The organism is Ectobacillus funiculus (assembly GCF_004138295.1).
GTDB classification, from domain to species: Bacteria; Bacillota; Bacilli; order Bacillales; family Bacillaceae_G; genus Ectobacillus; species Ectobacillus funiculus.
Genome location: NZ_SCFM01000016.1, coordinates 95,619 through 114,324, shown reverse-complemented (window position 1 = coordinate 114,324; position 18,706 = coordinate 95,619). Strand labels below are relative to the sequence as shown.

Sequence of the window (18,706 nt, the reverse complement as noted above, 5' to 3'; positions counted from 1 at the left end):
TCAAAATAATACGGTGACTCCTATTAGATTAATTCCTGTATATATTGTTTATTAGTAATCTCTAGAAATGAAAGGTATAGTTGTCGTAGTTATTTATTAGTAAGACGCTTCTATTCCTTTACAGCTCCCAGAGTCATTCCGCTTACGATATACCGTTGAACTAAAAGTGAAAAAAGCATAACCGGTAAGCTAAATGTAATAGCAGCTGCTGTCATAGGTCCCAAATCAAGATTATAAGCTGTTAAAAACTGTGAAATCCCTACTGTTGCCGTTTTAGTATTTGTACTCGTTAAAAGTAAGGCAAATAAAAAGTCATTCCACGCTAACATAAAGGTAAATATAGCTGTCGTGGCAAGTCCCGGAAGCGATACAGGGAGAATAATACGAAGAAACGCTCCCAAACGGCTGCATCCATCAATACGAGCTGCTTCATCAAGCTCCTTGGAAATTCCGTCGAAGAAACCAATCATCATCCAGATTGCAAAAGGAACATTAATGCTGGTATAAACTAAAATTAACGCAAGTTTTGTATCAACTAATCCCATATCATTGATAATCATATACATTGGTATCGCAATGCTAATCATTGGAACCATACGTATCGCTAACGTTATAAGCAAAAAGATATTACTCACTCTTGATGAAAATCGTGAAAAACCGTAAGCTGCCAATGATCCTATAAAGACACTTAACACCATACTAATTATTGCTGTAATTAAACTGTTAAGGAAATAGTTTCCGATAGGTAATTGTTTAAACATTGCAAAGTAATTTTCTAAAGAAAATTTTGAAGGCCATAATGTGGGTGGTGAACTTACTGCTTCTGCAGATGGCTTTAAAGAAGTAAGAAGTAAATAAATATATGGCCCTAAAAATACAAGAGCAATCATACAAGTCAATAAGATAACAAATAGCTGCCAAGTATTTTTTAAACTCAGCTTTTCTACTATCTTATTTATCACTGGTGTTTTTGTTGGTCTAGAATTACTTAAAAGTCTATCTAACATATTGAAATCACCTCTCCATTATTAAGCATGTTTTTTACCTGGAGACCACATTCTTGTCATAAAGAAAGAACTTAATGCAAGCAGCAGGACAATAAAGATAACTGCCATTGCACTAGATTCACCAACAGCGCCATACCTTGTTAACGTTTTGTACATATACGTACTTAATACTTCAGATGAAAAACCGGGTCCTCCTTGCGTTAATACCCATACAATGTCAAATGTTCTTGCTGCATCAATGATTCGAATGACGAGCGCAACAGTCGCAACTGGTACTAAAGAAGGGATGATAATATAGCGAAATGTTTGCCATTTATTCGCACCATCAATTTGTGCCGATTCATATAAACTCTTTGGAATTCCTTGAATCCCAGCAAGAAAAATAAGCATCATAAACGGCGTTGTTAACCAAACATCTGCAATAATAGTAGACAATAGAGAAAACTTTGAATCGGATAACCATAAAATTTGATGAGGATCTGAAAGAATTCCCAGTTTGTAAAGTCCCCAGTTTATGATACCGAATTGATCATTGAGCATGAATTTCCATATTAATCCTGATACTAACGGAGCTAACATTAATGGACTTAACAATAATGTTCGAATAATTTGACTGCCCTTAAAACCATTACTTAACAATAAGGCTAAAATAAGACCTATTGTAAACTCAAATCCTACAGCCACAACGATAAAGATAACCGTATTAAGTGCTGATTGTAGGAAACGTGCAGAGGTAAAGGTATCGATATAATGTTTGATCCCTACAAATTCTTTTAAGGACGGATCATTTAAATCAAACGTAAATAGACTGTCTTTTATGAGTAGAAAAATCGGATAGACGAAAAACATGAGTAAGACAACTGCTGCGGGCAAAAAAAACAAGAAGGCTAGCATTCCATTTTTCATTTTCATATTGACCACCTCTTCCTAAATCGAAATAACATTTTATTTTGTTTAATAAATAAGCGGGGAATTCAGTTGCAAATCTACTTAATAATCTATTCCCTCTCTTCGATAGATAAAGAACAGAATCTCCTCATTCACAAAAGTTAGATTAACTACAACATGATTTTGAGGAGAATTCTGTCTGTTATCAATTAAATACAAGCATTTTTTGTAAAGTATGGTACAGTTTCTTTATCCTTATTGTTGTACAATACCTTTAATAATAGTTGCAGCCCAATCAAGTGCTTCCTGCGGTGTTTTTTCGCCTGATAATGCATATTGCACAGCAGGAATTAATGCTTCACTTTCAATTTGCTGCCATTCTTTAATAGCAGGACGATTTTGAGTCTGCTTCCCAGATAGAGTTGCCATTAGTGGTTCTAAATGTTCATATCCTGCTTTTTTACTGTATTCTTCAAATACTGATTTTCTTGCCGCTACACCTAGCGCTTCCATATATAATGCATTTTTATCATAAAGAAATTGAATGTACTTCTTAGCAATTTCTTGTTTCTTAGATGATTTCGGCACCACTTGATACCATGGACCTGGAACAGCGCCAATTCCTTCAGAACCAGCAATCATTGGTGCAACCCCAACTTTACCAGCAACTTTTGATTTGCTCGGGTCATTTGATGGTACATAAAAGTGTCCCCAAGCTAGCATCATTGCGTCCTTTCCACTCTGGAATAACTCAGCAGTTTCTGCTGAAGAAATTTCAAGAGCACCAGGAGGAACAGACTTATCCTTCTTTAACATATTTGTCAATAATTCGAGTGCTTGGACATAAGGTTTAGTGTTGATAAGTACCTTACCATTATCCACAACTAATGGCTTGGCTCCCGCTTGTGCCGCCATATCTAACCAACTCGCAACTGTATCACCGTTGTTTGCGCCAAAAACAGTTGTTCCATATTGATCAATTTGTCCATCTCTATTTGTATCACGTGTAAAAAACTTAGCTGTATCTTCATATTCCTTCCACGTTTTTGGTGGTTGAAGTTCATAACCATACTGTTCTTTAAACGCTTTCTTATTAGCTTCATCTTCAAATAAATCTTTACGGTAAATTAACGTTTTCGCATTTGTCCAAACAGGCATTCCATATGTGTGTCCTTTATAGCTACCGCCATCGATAAGTCCAGGGAAAAGATCGTTTTTCACTTCATCTGTCATTAGATTATCAAGAGGGAGTAATCCACTTGCAAGTGAAGGAAACCAGAGAATATCAATGGTTGCAACATCATAAGACCCTGCTCGTGAAGCAACTTCTGCCTTCAGCTTGTCATACACACCGACATAAGGAACAGACTCAATTTTCACTTCGTAACCAGTTGATTTTTTAAATTCATCTGCGGTTTTCTCAGCTACTTTAAAGGCAGGACTCCCACCTTCAACAAGTACCGTTAAAGATTTGTCACTATTACCATTTGAGTTACCTTTACTATTTTGTGCATCACCGGAAGTCTGGGTACCAGAACATCCGGTGAGGAAAGCAGAAAGAAGCATTGAGCATGTCATCAAACCTGCAATAGCTTTTCTTTTAAACAAATCTATTTCCCCCTTGAAAGTTTTTTCTACAAAACATTATCTATCCCATAAGTCGTGTTCTGGCCATCTTCTAGGTAACTGTTCTTTCACAGGTGGAAGTTCCGGCAATGGTTTATGAGGCTCAAGCTGATACCAATATGCTACACTTGAAAATTCATTTCCTTGAACATTGGCATGCCCATGTTCAATGGTTGCTCGAATAGATGTATTGAAACGGATTGGGTCTCCAATATGGAAACGATACAGGCTCCATTTTCCAAAGTGTTCCTGTACACCTCTTCCTAATGAAATACCATGATATGGCCCGGCATACTCTCCACTTGGGAATCCCCACGCTGCATTAAAGTAATCTTCAGTCCCTGTACCACGAATGGATAATGGATGGAGGCCATTGTTCACCATCGATAAAGAACATATCATCCCCTTCTCCCGGCCATGTAAACTCTTAATTCGATGCATCAAAGTTGTCAATGTTTAACACATATCCAACATAGTGTCCTTTTCCTTCTGCATCTAAAATCACATAGTTTTCGTCCCCAGTTAGATTCACACCTGGAAGATCCCAACTTGACTCCCGTTTTGTACGCGCATCTTTTATGATTGGTAATCCCCCTAAAGGACTATTTGGTTCTCATACGTTCATGCTTTTTTCCCCTTTCATATTCTTTACATTAGAATCTTTTACTTTTTTCATAAATTTGTTATGATTTAATCAGGCAATTTTAAAAGGTACACACTTTTCATTTGTAATGAAGGGATTATTCCTTCATTTTCTTTTTATATTTTACGAAAACGCTTTCAAATTAAACCTAAAATAGAATACCGATGACTAATAGCAGTTCAAAAAAATAAATGATTTTATTAAATAGACCTATTTCAATAATGCATCACCTCTTTCAAAGTTTTGTTAATTGATAACGTTTACATATACAATATTAAAAGTATTTTAGGAGTTTGGAAATTCTAATATTTTTTAAAAACGTCATATATTTTTAGAATCCAATCAATTAAGGATCTGGATCATATCCTAGCAAAAATATATGCTAAGAATAATTCGTTCTAAATCCCAAAAGATAAGAGAGAAATTGCTTTTGAGTCGTTTTCATCCCAATCTTCCATACGTAGATAGTGTTTGAAAATTCGTTTCTTTCAGGAGGTCAATAAGATTAATCGTCTACCTTCTTTTCTTAACTTCCTTTTTTAAATAGATCAATTGCTTCCTTTCATAAAAAAAAGAAACAAAAACTTTTCTACATTTTTCTATGTATTCACCCTAAGATAGTCTACATTGTATTCATAATCTAATGCAAGTTTGTCATAAGCTTGCATGATTTCATTTTTTATCAATTTGAACTCCTCCTACTGGATAATACCTTTTTATAAGTTCGTATTTTATATGAAGAATCCCCCATTCTTCATATTGTATATCTCATACATGTCCAGTTAACATAACCCAGCATTCTCAGCAGTAAATTTTCTCTAAAACACAGAAACGGCAAAGAGTTCTCATCCCTGCCGTTGTCTTTTAGTATACACATCTCTTTATACAAACCTATCACAGTAACCTTTGACAGATTGGATAGTTCCAGCAGTTTGTATAAAAATCCAGCATATTCTTAGCATATATAATATCCCGGGACCCCATTTAGAGGCCAGACCTACCAAGAGATAGCTTTAAAGAGCTGTTTCTTTGTTTGGATAGGAAAGACGCTCTCTAACATTTCCTTTTTTATTATTTTACTAGACCTTCTTTTTGCATTATGTCTTGTAAAGTAGAGATTGCATTTGCTGCATCGGATCCTTCAGCAGTAATTTTGATAGTAACATTTTTGGGAATACCCAAAGACATAACACCCATAACTGATTTTAAGTTAACTGTTGTACCATTGTATTCTAAGTTAATACCAGCATGGAAATTGCTGGCTGCTTGTACCAATTTTGTTGCTGGACGAGCATAAATTCCTGAATCTGCTATGACTACGAATTGTTTTTCTACCATGTTTATGAGCCTCCTTTACTTACTTTAAAGTACTTGCAAGATTGTCTTCGTCAGAAACGACTCCATTTTTATTGAACATATTCCATATACATATCGTAATCTTTTTTTGTTTTTCATTTACACTGTTATGACCCTATCTCTAAAGAGTAGCTTTGAGAATTACACAGCTTCCAGTAATGACCCTTCTTTTTCGTTAACCCCTCGTGTGTTCCCTCTTCTAGAATTCTGCCCTTCTCAATAAATAAGATTTTGGTAGCCTTCTGGATAGTAGAGAGCCGGTGCGCAATAATAAAGGATGTTCTGCCTAAAAGTAAATTCTCCAACCCCTTCTGCAAAGCAAGCTCCGTTTCTGTATCAATGCTTGATGTTGCTTCGTCTAGAATCAAAACTCTAGGATTAGCTAATAGCACTCTGGCAAATGAGATGAGCTGTCTTTGCCCGGAAGAAAGCCTTGTGCCTTTCTCGTTCACTTCAGTTTGATACCCATCCTTCATACGGCTGATAAATGTATGGGCCTGCACTGCTTTAGCTGCTTTGATTACTTCTTCATCGGTTGCATCAAGTCGACCATAGCGGATGTTATCCATGATAGTCCCTGAAAAAATAAATGGATCCTGAAGCATAATACCCATTTGCTTTCTAAGAGATGGGATGTTGACAGTCTTGATGTCAATCCCATCAATTTTTATTTGTCCGCTTTTTACATCGTAAAATCGGCTAATTAAACTAACAATGGTGGTTTTCCCAGATCCTGTCGCTCCAACAAGCGCAATTGTATCTCCCGGATTCACCTTAAAATGGATATGGTCAAGAATCTTTTCTTCTCGTTCATAACCAAAAACAACATCCTCAAACTCTACCTTTCCTTTAATCGTTGGAAGTATAACGGCATGAGGATCATTTATCATAGCTGGTTTTTCATCAATCGTTTCAAAGATTCGTTCCAAGTAGGCCATCGCATTGATGATAGCGTTATAAAAATTCCCTATGTTGGATAACGGCATCCAAAACATCCACATATACCCAATAAAGGCGATCAAAGACCCTACAGTAATTTCCTCTCCAATGGAGGATATCCCAATTACATAGATGAAGGATACGGTAAGAGCTGAGATATTCTCAATTGACGGCGATAGCAGGAACTGGATTCTAACAGCCTTCATCCATGAGCTTCGGTAACTGCCAGATACTTCATTGAAAATTTTCTTATTTTCTTCTTCCCTGATAAATGCTTGAGTGACCTTAATCCCATTGATACTTTCATGAATATATGCATTCATGTTTGATTGCTTGTTGCTTAAATCTTGCCAAGCCCTCCGCTGAGCATTCTTTATAACAAATATAATGATTGCAAGAATTGGAAATCCTGCCATCCCCATAAGCGTCAGTTTTACATCAATGACAATCATAAAACCAACAATAACCGTAAGACTGAAGAGATCAGTAATCAGGTTAATGATTCCATTGGAAAGTAAATCACTCAAGGAATTCACATAATTTACCACCCTGACTAGAATCTTACCATGGGGCCGACTGTCATAATACGAAAAGGAAAGTTTCTGCAATTGGGTAAATAAATCTTCTCGAATATGCTGGATTACTCCCTGCCCGACTTGTGACATTATTCTAACCCTATACTTCATACACAGCCTGGTAACAATGATAGCTATTAAATAAATGCCTGCCAGCATAGCAAGACCCAACATATCATTACCTGGAATTTTTTCATCAATAGCAAGCTTAATCAAATACGGACCAATGAGGTTTGCCCCACTCGCCATGAGCATCAAGAAAACAGTGAGAATCATCTGTTTTTTGTGAGGGGTCAAATAACCTAGCAATCTTTTAAAATGAACGAGTCTAAAGGGAGACTCCAGTTCCTCGTCAACATCAAATTTGTTGCGTGCCATTTACGATCACTTCCTCCTCACGATGCATTCCATCAAAATTTCCATATTGATTTTTATATACGTTATAGTAGTAGCCCTTTTTCATAAGCAATTCTGTATGCTTTCCTCTTTCGATGATTCTGCCGTTTTCCATTACCAAAATCAAATCTGCCTCTTTAACAGAAGAAATGCGATGTGCAATAATAAAGCAGGTTTTGCCCTGATTAAAGGTCCTCAGAGTTTTTTGGATATGAAGCTCCGTTTCCATATCAACACTGGAGGTTGTATCATCGAGGATCAGAATGGCCGAATCCTTTAACAGTGCCCGCGCAAGAGCAATCCGCTGTTTTTGCCCGCCTGAAAGACCCACTCCTCTTTCACCGATAATCGTGTCATATCCATCCGGCAAACGGGTAATGAATTCATGAGCTTCAGCCATTTTTGCCGCTGTTTGAACCGATTCAAAGGAGGCATCAGGAACTCCATAGGCAATATTGCCTTCAATCGTATCTGAAAAAAGAAAGATATCCTGCATCACCATTGCCATATTTTCTCGCAATTCTCGTATATTCCAATCCTTAACGTTATGTTCACCAACCAGAACTTCTCCCCTGTCAGTGTCATAAAATCGGCAAAGAAGGTTGATTACCGTCGATTTTCCAGCACCAGTCGGTCCAATCAGTGCTACTGTTTGCCCGGGCATTGCTTTAAAACTGATATCGGTTAATACCTGCTCTTCACCATAGCCAAAGTTAACATGATTAAATTCCACTACACCAAGAGAAGTGTTTATCTTTTTAGAATTAGCGGGATTTACTATTTGGGGTTCTGTATTCATCAAGTCTTCAATTTTCTCTGCGGAGGCAATAAATCTTTGCACATCATTGATTAGCCAACCAGCCATACGCATTGGATTATTCAAGGCCCAAATAAGTGAATTAAACATAACTAGTTCCCCAATCGTAAGAGAACCTCGAATCACCATAATCCCGCCTGCAAAAATCATTAAAACTGTAAGCAATCCGGCAAGTGAGTCAAGAATCGGTAAATACTTTTCCCAAACTTTTGCGGACTCGAGATTTTTCTCCTTAAAAGCATTATTTTCTATAGAAAACTTTTCAATTTCATAATCTTCTCTGGCAAAAGCTTTTACAACCCGGTTTCCACTTATGTTTTCCTGTACAACTGAGTTTAATTTTGAAAACTGTTCTCGAATTGCCGAAAATGTAGGTTTAACGTCATACGATAGCCTATAAGCAAACAATCCAATGATAGGAGTAACAGTCAACAGTGTAAGTGCCAAGGGAACATGAATATAAAACATAAATCCAATAGCGAACAATAATGTGGTAATATTTTCAAAGATTATATAAATGCTCCACGCAGTAAAATGCCGTAATGCCTCTATATCACCCGTCATTCGGGCCATAATATCTCCTGTTTTTGTCCTATCATAAAAGCTGAAATCTAATCGTTGGAGGCGATTATACAGCTGCTCCCTGATTTTGAATATCACACTTTGTGAGACGCTTTCGAACATCAGTTGATAACCGTAACGGATAGCAGCTTTACAAAACGTTACGCCAACCATTGCCCCCAGCAAAGGCCATAACAAATCTTCATTATGACCGTAGATGACCCTATCCACGATCTTCCCTGCAAAGTAAGGATTAAGCATATTTAAGCTAGAAACGACCAAGACGAGTAAAAGTCCCATGAAATATCTAGCTTGGAATTTCTTAATATATCCCCATATCCATCGTAAGCTTTGCATTCTTCAATTCCTCCTTCCTTGGTGTATCAATCACATAAGTATAACTCTTCCACTATTAGGAGATTTCCGACACATAAGACGTGGTAATTAACACCACGTCTGTAGTTCACGTTCATCACTCACTTAGATTCCTTGGGTATAGCTCTTTCCTTTTATTGTCTATTCAGACGGAATACTATACTGGTAATTTCATCTCTTCAAAAACTGTATCTTCATAGGTATGTTTTTTACCATTTAGTATGTCTTGAACTTTAACCGGCTGACGGATCGTTGCCGATTCAAGCGCAGCAAATACAACACTTAATGCTTCTAGACCTTTCTCAGCACTCGAAATAGGTGTCTTATTTTCAGTAATTGCTTCCCATAATTCCACATAGGAATGAGCAAATGGATGTTCAACAATGTCCGGGGCATAACGTTCAATCAATTCTGACATCAGAATCTTGCTCCCGTCTTCAAGAGCTACATGTTGTCCTGGGCGGAGGCATCCTTTACTTCCATAAACCCACACTCCGCCGGTTCCTTCACCATGAGTTGATGTTGCACACATCCAATGTCCAAGTCCACCATTTTTAAATTTGAATACTGTCACTGCTGTGTCTTCTGCAGTAGGGTTAATTGTCACCTTCCCATTACTTAACTCTTTTTCAAAAACTTCTGTATAGGCGAACACCTCATCAATTGAACCATTGATTTCAGTAAAGAAATGAGTTCGATGAACACCATGATCATTAATCCATCCTGCTCCAGCTTGACCTTTCATATGCCGCCACGGCGTACCAGCAAAAAATCCTCGATTCAATGTGACAGTTGCATAATCCATAATTAAAGATACAGATCCTATCACACCTTCTTTTACGGCTCTCGCTATCGCAACATTTTCCGCCCCTAATACACTTGGTTCGGATAAAGTTAACACTCGATTGTACTTCTTTGCATCAGCGATCATTTTTCGACCAAAAGAAGGGGAAATAGCTAATGGCTTTTGCATTTGCACATGAACGCCTGCAGCAAAGCAATCTTCTGCTACTGTATGATGCAGGTCATGGTTAATCAAAACGGACACGGCATCTAATTGTTCTTTCTCCAACATCATACGATAATCCGTATATACAGCAGGGCGCTTACCTAATCGTTTTTCCACCTCTAAAGCAAAATTGTCAGCTCTTTCCTGCTGAATATCACAAACGGCTGACAATTCAAATGTTTCTAACCCTTTTCTCTTTAACTCCTCCAAGCCTTCAACATGCGCGATCGAAATAACACCACAACCAATAAAACCTAATTTCATTGATATACCTTCCTCTCAATTCAGTAATTAATAAGATGATGGACATGCACGGCTTTACTTATGTCAAACCAAATTTGAGCTATTCACGAGTAGATCTTCAAAACTGACAACTTCCTCAAGGGGTGGTATCGCAGAAATTGCGCCTATCTTCGTGCAAACCATTGCCCCTACTTTGTTACTAAAGTAGATGATTTGTTTTAGATGTTCAAAGTCTTCTAAAATTCTTTTTGGCTCTGTTTCTTTCGCTAACTGGTAAAGGGTAGCCCCTACGAAGGCGTCTCCAGCACCAGTAGAATCGATTGCCTCCACTTCAATACTAGGAACTGTTTCAAAGTTTTGCCCATTTGAGATAAATGTCCCTTTTTTTCCTAACGTTACAGCAACTGCCTTTGCTCCTATTTTATGAAGAGCCTTAATTCCTTCTTCTAAATCATTCAACCCTGTTATAATTTTTAATTCATCATCACTCACTTTTACAAAATCAGCTAGAGCCACTCCCTTTTTAGCTAAATAAACAAAGCTATCCTCTCTTCCTTTCCAAAGATCACTTCGAAAGTTAGGATCAAATGATATAAACTTACCTTGTTCCTTTGCTATATGCATCAGCTTTAAATAGGTGGATTGAAATGGATTAGTTAATAGAGCAGTTGCTGAACCAAAATGAATAATGTGATGATTCATGATTTTTTCTTTATTCAGATCGTTTTCAGTTAAGAAGGCATCTGCGCCACGATTAAAAACAAAATCCCTCTCTCCACTTGCCTTTAACGAAACAAAAGCTAACGTAGTTGGATGCTCATCATCTAGCACAAGCATAGAGGTATCAATATTCAATTCATCTAGGGTTTTCTTTAAAAAATGCCCAAATGGATCATTGCCAACCTTACCACTGAATAGAGCACTACCCCCTAATTTCACAATCGCTGCACAAACGTTAGCAGGCGCGCCCCCTGCTTGTTTCTCAAAATTTTGACCTTCGACTAAATCAATATCCACATCTGTACAGAAAAAATCGATTAACAATTCTCCAATACAAACTACTGCTGAATTTGTGCTCATAACTCTCAACCGTCCTTTTAGATTATTCACTTTAAACATGCTCCTCTATATCAAGAGGATTCTCAGATATTAATTTGGAACATTTTCACAAAAACAAAGCTCTAACCAGATTATTTCGATTAGAGCTCTGCCTATTTTTTAAAAGAATGAATTACTTACTCCATATTGAATCAAGTTCAGTTAATGTGCATAAAGGCACATCTGTATTTCCTTCGTTTGAAAACAAAGTGATTGTTTCATATGGATGATTTGGGAACAATAAGCTCGTAACAGCTACCTTGCCATCATTCGCAAACACCTCTATGGATGAAGCATCAATAAAGATTTGAAGGCTAATCCTGCCATTTTCCATCTTCAATGAAGCTTCTTGTATTGCCGGAAATGACTCTGAAAAGCTATTTTCTCCAGAATTGGTTCGGTCAACTGATAATGTCTCCTTTACCACGTCATAACTAATAATCGTCTTTTCCGTTTCAGAACCTTGAATCACAATACCAAAGGAGCTTGCATTTAGTTTTTCGAATTCAACATTCACTTCCATTAACTGACTGAACATGTTAAAAGAAGAAGGATTGTTGGATTCAATTGTAAGATTTTGATAAGCTTCTGTAGCTTTTCGAATGGAAGCTATTTCTGATACAGGCTTCTGAACCAGACGAATTCCATCTTCACTAGAGGTTAAGGATAGTTCTCTTGGTAACGTCATCGCGCTTCGCCATTCTTGAGTTGGAACTTGATTCGCATAACGCCAGTTGCTCATCCAGCCAAGATAAATTCTTCTTCCATCTAGTGATGGTATGTCAGACCAGCTTACACCTGCATAATTATCCCTGCCATAATCCAACCAAAGGATTGTTTCATCAGGATTTTCATTTACAAAGGTAGTTCCATTAAAATCACCGATAAAATATTGTGTTCTTGATCCTTCTTTAGTTTTTGGATCATCACCAAGACTTAGAAACATCACCCATTTTTGATTGTTTTCATCACCATCTACTGACAATTTAAAGAGGTCTGGACACTCCCAAACGCCGCCATGTAATCCAGCTTTGTTTTCAAACTCACTCCCATACTCCCAGTCCCTTAGGTTAGGGGATGTATAAATAGTTATTGATTGTCCAGTAGCTAATACCATCACCCATTTATTCGTTTCATCATGCCAAAACACTTTTGGATCACGATAATCAGTAATATTCACATCAGAAAGCACAGGATTCCCTTCATACGTAACCCAAGTTCTCCCATTGTCCTTGCTGTATGCAAGACTTTGTCTTTGACGCGGACGATCCGAGTCTGGGTACGTACCAGCACTTGTATAAATGGCAACTAACCCAGGCTGATTATCAAAAAAGCCAGATGTATTGTTCCAATCCACAACCGCACTTCCTGAAAAAATGGCTCCATGCTCATCTGGATACAATGCAATCGGCAGTTGTTCCCAATGAATTAAGTCTTTACTAACCGCGTGCCCCCAGTGCATCGGCCCCCAAGTTGTGCCGAATGGGTGGTATTGATAGAAAAGGTGGTACTCATCGTTAAAAAATACCATTCCGTTTGGGTCATTCATCCACTTTTCTTCTGGTGAAAAATGAAATTGGGGGCGATACTTTTCTTTATACAGTTCTGTCATCATTTTTTTCTCCTTTTCATACGTTTTATATTAATGAAGGTACTAACCGTTAATAAAAGCAGATTGAGGATGTACCTTTGTGCTGTATATCCCCAATCCAAGAGCCTTTTATGAATCTATTATTTTTTATTTCTGTCGTATCCTGCTTGTTTAATTTGCAACCACTCTTTTAATCCTAATCGATCTAGTTCAGCTTGATAGCTTGACCATTCCTCATCAACTTTTCCATTTGTAATCCATTCAGCACGTTTTCGATTCACATAAGCAGTCAAATCTGCTTCGATAGTAGAAAGTTTCTTTAGTTCATCTAATGAGAAAAATACTTTTGGATAAATATTATCGGCTGTCATATGAGGAACCATAACTTTTTTCATTAAGTCTAATCTCCAAGCAGCATCCTCTGGTTTCGTAGTAACCTTGCCATAATACGTATCTAGAACCGCTAACGGACCACCAATACTCGTTTTTTGTCTTAACTCTACTGGTGCTGTCCCTTGTAGAGGTAAATGCTTTAACATTCCTGTAGTTTTGTCTAATTCAAAGATATTTTGTTGTGTTTTATCTCCATAAGTACCCCAGTTATCTTGTACAGACTGATGCGGTTCATATAATTGATCAATCCATTTTGCAGTTAATTCAAGGTTTTTATTAGCACTCGTAATAACCGCTCGTCCTCTATCAAAGCCCATTCCATTTGTTCTCGCTACATTAACATGGCCATCTGGACCCGCTAGCGGCGACATTAGGTCATATTTGTCATTCATCCCTGTAATATTCCCTTTATCCCATGTGAAATACAATCCATAACGCTCATCCTTACCCTTTGCAAGATACGTATTCCAATCCTGGTCAAATGCCTCAACATCTAGTAAGCCTTCTTTATACAATTTATTAAGGAATTTAATTCCTTCTTTATATCCCGGATCTGCTGCTGTGTAGATGACCTTTCCATCATTGCTTACAACGGTGTGATCCCAGTTATCACCTAGACCAAAGGAGCCGAATAAAAAGGATAGATCTTCCCCTCCCTTATTAATCATGAAGGACATTGGGATTTCATCAGCTTTCCCATTTCCATTTGGATCTTTTGTTTTAAAAGCAATTAATACTTTTTCTAATTCATCCGTAGTTGTAGGCATTTTTAATCCTAGCTTATTTAGCCATTCTACGTTAATCCAAGGAAAGCAGTCGACGGACTGTATGCTTTCTTTACCTGTCCCTAATTCTTCAATCCAAGGGAAGGAGTAAATATGTCCATCAGGGGCAGTCATCATCGCTTTATACTGAGGTGCTTCCTCTAGAACCTTCTTTAAGTTTGGCATGTCTTTATCAATTAAATCTTCAATAGGAACGATGGTACCATCTTTAGCTAATTTCAATAAATCATAGTCGCTATAGCCTGCATCTATAATTGCATCAGGTAGATCGCCACTCGCAACTGCTAGGTTTCTTTTTTCAACGAAGGCATCAGATGTGTAGTTCTTCCAATTCACATGGATACCTGTTTGATCTTCTAGACGCTGATAAATTAATTTTTTATTTGGATCAGAGGGAGCCAATGGTGAGCTTTGTGTCATAAAATTCAAGGAAACCTTTTCCTTTAAAGGAAAATTAACTTGTGATAGCTTATAATCTTTTGATGCTGATTCTCCATTGCTACTGTTAGTTTTACTATTGCTGCAGCCAGAAGCTACTAATATAGCAGCAAGCGAAGTAAACATTACCTTTTTTACATTTTTCATAAAGCTTCCTCCTACGTGTCATTTGTAAGCATTTGCAAAAGTGAATTTTATTCGTTCATTACTTCAAAGAACCAACCATAACACCTTTTTCAAAGTACTTTTGGAAAAACGGATACATTACAATTAGCGGTAAACTAGAAATTACAATAGATGAGTATTTAATCATTTCCGAAAGCTTTTTCAGTTCGGCCATTGCCAGTTGATCGCTAATCATCCCCGGACTTGCTTGGTTTTGAATTAATATCGATCTTAAAACGAGTTGTAGTGGATGCAAACTTGGATCTTCGAGATAAATCATTGCATCAAAATAAGAGTTCCATTGACCGACAAATGCGTACAATGCTAAAACGAAGATGATCGGTTTCGAAAGCGGTAACACTAATTTAAAAAAGATTAGCAAATCTGAGGCACCATCCACTCTGGCTGCTTCATACAATTCATTTGGAATTCCCTTAAAGAAGGTTCTAGCTAAAATAATGTTCCAAACATTTATAGCACCAGGCAGTAAAATTGCCCATACAGTATTTAGCATTCCTAGGTTTTTTACTACCAAGTATGTTGGAATTAAACCGCCGCTAAAGAACATCGTAATTACAAACATTGTCATAAAGACATTTTTTCCAACGAAACCCTTAACTGATAAAGGATAGGCAGCAGAAATGGAAACCATAACAGTTATAACAGCAAATCCTACCGAATACAGAATGGAATTCATAAAGCCTCGTACCATCGCAGGATTTGATAAAATGATCTTATAACCTTTGAGACTCCAATCTGAAACATTAAAGGATATACCTTTATTTAATAACACTGTCGGATTCATAAATGATGCAATTACTATATAGACCAAGGGAACTAACACAATTAAAACCGCTAAGCATAGAAAGATATTATTAACACCCAATATCATTCGATCTACACGAGAGTGCTTTATTTTCATATCAAGACTCCTTTACGTTAATATAAGCCTTCTCCTTCATTCAATTTCTTCACGACCACATTCACCACAACGAGTAAGATAACGTTAATCACTGAATCGAATAAACCAATGGCTGATGAATAAGCGTAATCCCCTGCCTGTAAACCCTGCTTATATACATAGGTGGGTATAATTTCAGATGTTGGTAAATTCATTGCTGTTTGCATCAAATATGCTTTTTCAAAACCGATCGCCATAATACCGCCTGCACCTAAAATAAGAGTAATAGCCATTAATGGTTTCAGCGTCGGCAGGTCGATATGGATGATTCTTTGCAGAAGATTTGCTCCATCAATCGTAGCTGCGTTGTGTAATTCCGGATCAACATTTGCTAATGCAGCTACGTAAATAATGGATGACCAACCTGCTGCTTGCCAAATTCCAGATAAAATATAGACTGTTCGGAAATATCCTGGGTCTGACATGAACATGATTGGTTCTCCTGTTATAGAGGTAACAATGTGATTAATTGGACCGTTTGGTGATAAGAAAATGAATGTCATCCCAACAATAACTACCACAGATATAAAATTTGGTGCATATAACACGAGTTGAATATTCTTTTTAATAGCTGCTCTTCGTAATTGATTCAGCATGAGTGCCAATATAATTGGTACCGGAAAACCAAGTATGAGACCAAACAAGCTAAGTTTGATGGTATTCATCAAAATCGGAACGAAGTTTGGTGAAGTAAGAAAGTCCTTGAAATGCTTGAGCCCAACCCAATCACTGCCTGCAATACCTTTCATCGGACTAAAATCTTTAAAAGCAATAATTGCCCCGTACATCGGTACATATTTAAAGATGATAGTAAGAATAACAGCTGGTGCAATGAGTAGATAAAGAAAATAATTCTTCTTTATATAATCAATTTGACTCCTTATTTTCGATCCTGTTTTCTTTTGAGTTTCGGCCTGTTGTACGACTTCCTTTTCATTAACATTTAATAATTTTTGCAATCGCTTAACCTCCTATCTAATAACTTAAACAAAAGATTTTCGGCATCCACACATTGAGAATGGGAAAATCATGTTATAGGGTGTGTGCCTTTTATGAAAAAAGAACCGAGGAACATCTTCCTAGAAATCGGTTACATTTTCCCATGAATGCTTTTCCCTCTCTCGTTGTTGTTGCCCCCTTTCGTTGGTGTTGCTTAACATGTTTTGAGTATAACAAAATGATTAGAAGGAAGATTTTAATATCTTTGGTTAAGGATATTTAAAATTTTCGGCATTTGAAATCGGTTGCAAAAAAAACCAAAATCCAATATTCCTACACTCCACCCTCGCTGAATCAGCAAGGGATACACCTTGAAACATAAAATGCATCCCATCAAGACAACTTGGATAGCAATCGCCAAGCTGCACTTATACCTTATTCTTAAAGTTTCCCTCCATCTCAAATTTGCCCCAACTTAAACAGTTATCATTTTCCAAAAAATACAAAAAACCCCCTAGTTGCTTAACTAGAGGGTTACCTATGTTACGGTTTCTGAATTTCTTTTAGACCTATATTAATTTTTTCTACTGCTTCCTTCGCTGAAGCTGCTACATCTTTTCTACCGATTCCGACTTCCTCAAATAATGTCTTGATTGCATCGCTTACAACAGGATAAGCGGGAGTAACCGGGCGGTTCCGTGCAAACTTTTGTGTTTGTTGCCAAAATATATTTTTAGGGTATTCATTAAATTCAGGAAAATCTTTTGCTACAGAGTATCTTACAGGAATATCCCCAGTTTCCTTTACATATGTTTTTATTCCTTCATAGCTTGTAGCATATTTGACAAACTCCCAAGCTTCCTTTGGGTATTGAGACTTGGATGAGATTCCGAGTGACCATCCTCCGTTTGGAACAACCTGATATTTAGCCTTTGGCAAAGGAGCAATTCCAAAGTCCTCTCCTAGCTTAAAATTCGGATTATTATTTACCAAATCTGTTAATCCCCAAGAGCCAAGTACAGTCATAGCAAGTTTGCCCGTTTCAAAGGTTCGGGGAGGTAATTCAATTGCCGCAACTCCATCCCTATGATATAAATCTTGATAAAATTGTAATGCCTCTAACGCTTCTTTTGAATCTAAATATCCACTGGCAGTGGTTCCATCAGGGCTTAAAACACTTGCGCCGAACTGCCAAAGGAGCGGCATTTTAAAATAAGCGGCAGTTTCCCCTTCGCCAAACCCTTGTGCTGGGTCAATCCCATAGACTCCCTTATCTGGATTATTTATTCTTTTGGCAATTTCCAATACCTCGTCCCATGTCAGAGGTTTATTTGGATCCTCCGATGGAAAAGGAACTCCGGCCTCTCTGAAAAGATGCTTGTTGTAAAATAGAGCAACACTGGATTCAACAAGAGGAGCAAGGTAAATTTCTTCATGAAATCTCATTCCTCTTAGCGTAGATTCAGGAATATCCTCAATATTCCCTTCCTTTTTCATGTACTGGTCTAAAGACAATAGTGCTCCTGCATTTGCATAAAGAGCCAAGTTAGGACTATCTATAGCCATAATATCAGGGGGAGTTCCAGCAGCAGATTCAGTTCGCAACTTTAATTCGTAGTCACCATAGGGTATGAGCTTCATGTCAATCATGATGTTAGGATGCAGCGCTTCAAAAGCAGAAACTATGTCTTCATATGCTTTATTTTCTGCCGGGTTTCCGTAATTTCGCCAGAAGGTCAATTGCACCTTGTTTGAAACACTCGTTTCATCATCTGCATCTTTTGGGTGGCTAGAGAATGTATTAAAAAACGACAATGCATACCCAGCGCTACAAAATAAGATAAGGGCAAAAACACTTATTATTAACGATTTTTTCATCTACATTCCCTTCTTTCCAAGTT

At 37.4% G+C, this 18,706-nt stretch carries 15 protein-coding genes; all 15 read right to left on the bottom strand.

Features of this window, described 5'->3' with window-relative positions; genetic code table 11:
- Window positions 1-110: 110 nt before the first annotated feature.
- Window positions 111-1,007, bottom strand: coding sequence for a carbohydrate ABC transporter permease (locus EP737_RS12700; protein WP_129728344.1), 897 nt, complete (start codon window positions 1,005-1,007; stop codon window positions 111-113).
- Window positions 1,008-1,028: 21 nt separating this feature from the next.
- On the bottom strand, window positions 1,029-1,919 hold the full coding sequence (locus EP737_RS12695; protein WP_129728343.1) for a carbohydrate ABC transporter permease: 891 nt from the start codon (window positions 1,917-1,919) through the stop codon (window positions 1,029-1,031).
- A 231-nt stretch (window positions 1,920-2,150) separates the two neighbouring features.
- Window positions 2,151-3,503: an ABC transporter substrate-binding protein gene (locus EP737_RS12690; RefSeq protein WP_246040244.1), complete on the bottom strand. Its 1,353-nt coding sequence runs from the start codon at window positions 3,501-3,503 to the stop codon at window positions 2,151-2,153.
- A 36-nt stretch (window positions 3,504-3,539) separates the two neighbouring features.
- Complete coding sequence (locus EP737_RS12685) at window positions 3,540-3,923, bottom strand: DUF2961 domain-containing protein (protein ID WP_281278895.1); 384 nt, start codon at window positions 3,921-3,923, stop codon at window positions 3,540-3,542.
- Between the two features lie 25 nt (window positions 3,924-3,948).
- Window positions 3,949-4,053 carry a DUF2961 domain-containing protein gene (locus tag EP737_RS26560; protein WP_281278894.1) on the bottom strand — a complete coding sequence of 35 codons (105 nt, stop codon included), beginning with the start codon at window positions 4,051-4,053 and terminating at the stop codon, window positions 3,949-3,951.
- 1,182 nt (window positions 4,054-5,235) lie between these two features.
- A complete protein-coding gene (locus tag EP737_RS12680; RefSeq protein WP_129728342.1) occupies window positions 5,236-5,502 on the bottom strand; it encodes a phosphocarrier protein HPr in 267 nt (88 codons plus the stop codon).
- A 125-nt stretch (window positions 5,503-5,627) separates the two neighbouring features.
- Window positions 5,628-7,412: an ABC transporter ATP-binding protein gene (locus EP737_RS12675; RefSeq protein WP_129728341.1), complete on the bottom strand. Its 1,785-nt coding sequence runs from the start codon at window positions 7,410-7,412 to the stop codon at window positions 5,628-5,630.
- The gene (locus EP737_RS12670) at window positions 7,393-9,165 is read right to left on the bottom strand and encodes an ABC transporter ATP-binding protein (protein WP_129728340.1); all 1,773 of its coding nucleotides are present in this window, start codon (window positions 9,163-9,165) and stop codon (window positions 7,393-7,395) included. The genes EP737_RS12675 and EP737_RS12670 overlap by 20 nt, the downstream gene beginning before the upstream one ends.
- Window positions 9,166-9,340: 175 nt before the next feature.
- On the bottom strand, window positions 9,341-10,456 hold the full coding sequence (locus EP737_RS12665) for a Gfo/Idh/MocA family protein (protein ID WP_129728339.1): 1,116 nt from the start codon (window positions 10,454-10,456) through the stop codon (window positions 9,341-9,343).
- Between the two features lie 63 nt (window positions 10,457-10,519).
- Window positions 10,520-11,515, bottom strand: coding sequence for a carbohydrate kinase family protein (locus EP737_RS12660; RefSeq protein WP_129728375.1), 996 nt, complete (start codon window positions 11,513-11,515; stop codon window positions 10,520-10,522).
- Window positions 11,516-11,666: 151 nt separating this feature from the next.
- Window positions 11,667-13,145 carry a glycoside hydrolase family 32 protein gene (locus EP737_RS12655; protein ID WP_129728374.1) on the bottom strand — a complete coding sequence of 493 codons (1,479 nt, stop codon included), beginning with the start codon at window positions 13,143-13,145 and terminating at the stop codon, window positions 11,667-11,669.
- A gap of 119 nt (window positions 13,146-13,264) precedes the next feature.
- Window positions 13,265-14,887, bottom strand: a complete 1,623-nt coding sequence (locus tag EP737_RS12650; RefSeq protein WP_129728338.1) for an ABC transporter substrate-binding protein — start codon at window positions 14,885-14,887, stop codon at window positions 13,265-13,267.
- A gap of 58 nt (window positions 14,888-14,945) precedes the next feature.
- Window positions 14,946-15,827 carry a carbohydrate ABC transporter permease gene (locus EP737_RS12645; RefSeq protein ID WP_129728337.1) on the bottom strand — a complete coding sequence of 294 codons (882 nt, stop codon included), beginning with the start codon at window positions 15,825-15,827 and terminating at the stop codon, window positions 14,946-14,948.
- 17 nt (window positions 15,828-15,844) lie between these two features.
- Window positions 15,845-16,750 carry an ABC transporter permease gene (locus tag EP737_RS12640; protein ID WP_246040248.1) on the bottom strand — a complete coding sequence of 302 codons (906 nt, stop codon included), beginning with the start codon at window positions 16,748-16,750 and terminating at the stop codon, window positions 15,845-15,847.
- Window positions 16,751-17,348: 598 nt separating this feature from the next.
- Complete coding sequence (locus EP737_RS12635) at window positions 17,349-18,683, bottom strand: ABC transporter substrate-binding protein (RefSeq protein WP_129728335.1); 1,335 nt, start codon at window positions 18,681-18,683, stop codon at window positions 17,349-17,351.
- Window positions 18,684-18,706 lie beyond the last annotated feature (23 nt).